The organism is Paracoccus sp. (in: a-proteobacteria), assembly GCF_046462195.1.
In the GTDB taxonomy this organism is placed as follows: domain Bacteria; phylum Pseudomonadota; class Alphaproteobacteria; order Rhodobacterales; family Rhodobacteraceae; genus Paracoccus.
Genome location: NZ_JBKGUN010000084.1, coordinates 1 through 4,135, shown reverse-complemented (window position 1 = coordinate 4,135; position 4,135 = coordinate 1). Strand labels below are relative to the sequence as shown.

Here is a 4,135-nt window from a genome sequence, read left to right as displayed (position 1 = left end):
GCCCAAGGCTGCGATCAAGAGAGCGGGAAGCAGGCGCATGGAAAACCTCATCATCGACGGAATTCGGGGGTGCGGGGGCCGGACAGCAGCTGTCCGGGATTGCGGCGAAGGGTCGAGACGAGCTGGTTCATGTTTTCGACCAGTGAGCGCAGATCCTGAGACAAACGCGAGAGCTGGGGCAGTGTATCACCGGTAAAGGCTTGCACGGGTGCGCGGGCACTGTCCATCACGCTGCGCAGCGACTGAAAGGCACTGGCGGCCGAGTCTGCTGCCTGACGCAGGCTGGCGGTGATCTGCGGCAGATCATCGGGCAGGCTGGCCAAGGCCGTGTTCACGGCCGCCAGCGTGCCGCGCAGGTCGCTGGCCACGGGGGCAAGATCGCGGCTGATGATCGTTTCTGCCGCGTCAAAGGCTCGCGTGCCTGCCAACAATGTGCTGTCGAGACTGTCCAGGCTGGTCTCGCCGCGTTCGCTGAAGGCGGTCAGCCCGGCTGCGCTGCGCTCGAGCTGCTGTGTCAGCGTCGTCAGATCGCCCGACACATAGCTGTCGACCCGGTCCAACGTCGCCGTGGCGGCGCTCAAAGTGGTTTCGGCCTCGGACGCGGCATTCCCGAAACGCTCCAGCGTCACACCCGCACTGCGGCTGAGGCCATCCATCTGCGCGCCAAAGGCCGCAATGCCCGTGGCGGCCTCCGATATCGCACCGGTCGCGGAGGCCACATCGTCCAGCGCCTGATCCAGATGGCTGCTTGATCGTTCAACATTATCGAGGATCGCGGCCACCCGTCCCTGATTGTCCGGGCCCAGGATCTGTGACAGCTGTTCGGCCACCAGGCTGAGGCGGTTGATGATCTGCGGCCCCTCGTCGCTCAATGTCTGCAGTGCGGACCGGCTGGAGGCAATCACCGGCACCGCGGAAGTCTCAGCCTCCCTCAGCAGCGGTGCACGCTCGGAGCCCGCACTGACTGCCACGAGTGCAACTCCCGTAACGCCCTGTACCTCCAGGGCTGCCACGCTGTCGCTGCGTATGGGTGTGTCCAGGATCACCTCCAGCCGGACGCGGACGGGCAGGGGGTTGCCGGGTGCCAGTTGCATGTCCACGACCCGTCCGACCGGCAGCCCGGCAAAACGCACGTCAGACGAGGGGCCGAGGCCCGACACTTCGGGAAAGTACACGTCATAATAGGCGAATTGGCGGTCCAGCTCCAATTGTGCAAACCACAGAACAAACCCCAGGATGCCCAGAAAACCCGCGATGGTGAAGGCGCCGATCAGGATATAATTGGCTTTGGTTTCCATGTGATCAGTCCTTGTCCGGGAGCCCGCCGGTCGCAGCGCGCGCCCGTGGCCCGTGGAAGTACTCGTGCACCCAAGGGTGATCGACCTGCAGCATCTGGGCCATCGTGCCGGTTGTCAGCACCTTGCGTTCGGCCAGCACCGCGACACGGTCACAGCAGGCGTGCAGTGTGTCGAGGTCATGCGTCACCAGGAATACCGACAAATTCAGCGCGTCGCGCAGAGTGACGATGAGCCGGTCAAAGGCGGACGCACCGATCGGGTCGAGCCCCGCCGTCGGTTCGTCCAGAAAAACAATTTCAGGGTCCAGCGCCAGCGCACGAGCCAGTCCGGCCCGCTTGCGCATTCCGCCCGAAAGATCCGACGGATAATTGCCGTTGGCCTTCCAGGGGAGCCCCGCCATGGAGACCTTGAGTTCGGCCAGTCCTTGTCGTTGTGTTTCTGATAGTCCTGCAACTGCCCTCAGCGGCACCTCGACGTTCTCGCGCACGGTCAGCGAAGAAAAGAGCGCCCCGTCCTGGAACATCACGCCCCACCGCTGCTCCAGGGCGCGACGGTCAGGACCAGAAAGGGCACCGATCGGCTTTCCCAGCACCTCGATCGTGCCGCCCTGGCACGCCTCCAGTCCCACAATGGCGCGCAGCAGGACCGACTTCCCGGTGCCGGAGCCGCCCACGACGCCCAGGATCTCGCCACGCCGCAGGTCGAGGTCCAGCCCCTCATGCACGACATGACTGCCGAACTGCGTGCGCAGGTCGCGGACGCGGACAACAGGATCGCCGTTCACAGTCCCACCTGCGCAAAGAAGATCGAAAAGGCCGCGTCGGCGATGATGACGGCAAAGATCGCGCTGACAACGGCAGACGAGGTCATCCGTCCAAGCGACTCCGCATCCTTGCCGACCCGCATCCCGGAATGGCAGCCGATCACTCCGATGATCAGCGCAAAGACGGGCGCCTTGATCAAGCCTGCAACGGCGTGGCCGACGCTGACATCTGCAAGCCGCGCCACAAAAACGGCAGGAGAAATCCCCAGCTCGACCCAGGACATGACCGCACCGCCCAAGAGCCCGGTCAGTGCCGAAACCAGTCCAAGGATCGGCAGCATCAGAACCAGGGCCAAGATGCGGGGCAAGACCAGCACCAGATCAGGGTCAAGCCCCAAGGTCCGCATTGCATCGATCTCCTGGCGCATCTTCATCGACCCGATGGACGCGGTCAGCGCCGAAGCCGTGCGCCCTGCCACGATGATCGCGGTCAGCAGGATCCCCAATTCGCGCAGGATCGAGATCGCGATCAGGTCGACCACGAACACCTCCGCTCCGAACTGGCGCAGTTGGTCGGAACCCTGGAAAGCCAGCACCACCCCGATCAGGAAGGACATGACGGCAACAATCGGCACGGCGCGCACGCCGGTTTCCTGGCAATGATGGATCAGCGACGTCACTGGAAACTGTGCCGGGCGGCGTAACCCTCGCCAAAGCGCGGCCAAGGTGCGCCCCAGATACTCGGTCAGTTCGCTCAGGTACACCAATGCCCCGGCCACACGACGCCCTGTTCTGTCCAGAACGCGACGCCACCAAACGGGTACATTGCCGGTCTGGTCCGGCACAGGCAGCGCTTCCGTGACGGTTGCAAGCAAACGGGCGTGGTGGTCTGACAGACCGGTCAGCGTGCTGCCGGCCGCGCGTCTCTGTGCCAGTTCCCATGCGCCTGCCGTATCCATCCGGGTGACGGACGCAAGGTCAATCTGGCCCCCGTTTGGCGTGTGGGACAGCTTGTTCAGCGTCCACACGACCAAATGCCCGGACAGGATCAAACCCGTGCCGGCAACATCAACCGACAAGTCAGGCAGGGGTGCATCGCCCATCTTCATGCCCGCGTGCCCTCACATTTTCCGGGAACATCGGTGCGCGACCCGCAGCGACAAGCATGCGGCTTCACCGAGATGACCAGAGGACTGATTGTTGGGCAAAGGCAGTACACCAAGCTTGATAAGGCCTTCCAATCATGAAGAGACACTGTGCGGGACACGCTTAGCGCTCGGTGGCATCAGGGCAATGCCCGACGCGATGTCCCTTGACGGCACCACCCGTCGTTACTGCGACTGGAACTTGCGCGTCTGGTGCCAGTCTTCATCGGCACTACGTTCCGCACCTCCTTCTTGCTCCCACAGAACGTATGCGCGTCCGCGAAGATGCTGGTCGAGAGCACGATGCCAGAATTCCTCGGCGCGGCCTTCGGGTCGTCCTTCCTGTTCCCACATGGCATACGCCTGCTCGCGGACAAGTTGTTCCAGCCCAAGCCTGGTCTCGGACGTGGTGCTGAGCTCGTCGCCGTAGGGCTGCAAACGGCCACTCCGGCTGTGGTGCATCCGTGCCGTCAGACCTGCCAGTTCGTCGTCGGGAACCAATTGCCCGTGAGCAGCGGCCTCCAGCGCCTTGGCCTGATAGTCAGCGTCGCTCGCAGTTCCGTTATCCTCACCCAGTGTGATGGGGTAGGTGTGAAGAACCTGTCCATTGCTGTCGATGATATCCACAAGACGTTCTTTCATGGGGCCATTCCTTCCAAGGATTGCAAAGGTTGTTCGGATCATGACGTTTGTTCTGACGCCATGACGGTGTGCCTTGACACAACGGGCGGAGGACGCCCGTTGTTACCGAGGCGGGTTTCAGGGGCTGCGGATCAGGTTCCCGCCCGAGATGATGCGGTTGATCAGAAGGGCTGCCGCTTCGTGTCTTGCTGCATTTCCGGGGTCCGATCCGGCCCGGGCAGCGTTCTCGTGCGTCGTTGCCGCATCGGTGAGAACACCAACGATCTCGGACTGCGGAAGCAGCTTGT

The 4,135-nt window shown here is 63.2% G+C and carries 4 protein-coding genes; all 4 read right to left on the bottom strand.

The window, feature by feature from the left end; all coding sequences use genetic code 11:
- Positions 1-50 precede the first annotated feature (50 nt).
- Entirely contained in the window at positions 51-1,298 is a 1,248-nt protein-coding gene (locus ACLHHB_RS05625; RefSeq protein WP_410217305.1) for an MlaD family protein, read from the bottom strand.
- A gap of 4 nt (positions 1,299-1,302) precedes the next feature.
- Entirely contained in the window at positions 1,303-2,082 is a 780-nt protein-coding gene (locus tag ACLHHB_RS05620) for an ABC transporter ATP-binding protein (protein WP_410217304.1), read from the bottom strand.
- Positions 2,079-3,164 carry an MlaE family ABC transporter permease gene (locus tag ACLHHB_RS05615; RefSeq protein ID WP_410217306.1) on the bottom strand — a complete coding sequence of 362 codons (1,086 nt, stop codon included), beginning with the start codon at positions 3,162-3,164 and terminating at the stop codon, positions 2,079-2,081. The genes ACLHHB_RS05620 and ACLHHB_RS05615 overlap by 4 nt, the downstream gene beginning before the upstream one ends.
- Positions 3,165-3,392: 228 nt before the next feature.
- The gene (locus ACLHHB_RS05610) at positions 3,393-3,848 is read right to left on the bottom strand and encodes a DUF2934 domain-containing protein (protein WP_410217303.1); all 456 of its coding nucleotides are present in this window, start codon (positions 3,846-3,848) and stop codon (positions 3,393-3,395) included.
- Positions 3,849-4,135 lie beyond the last annotated feature (287 nt).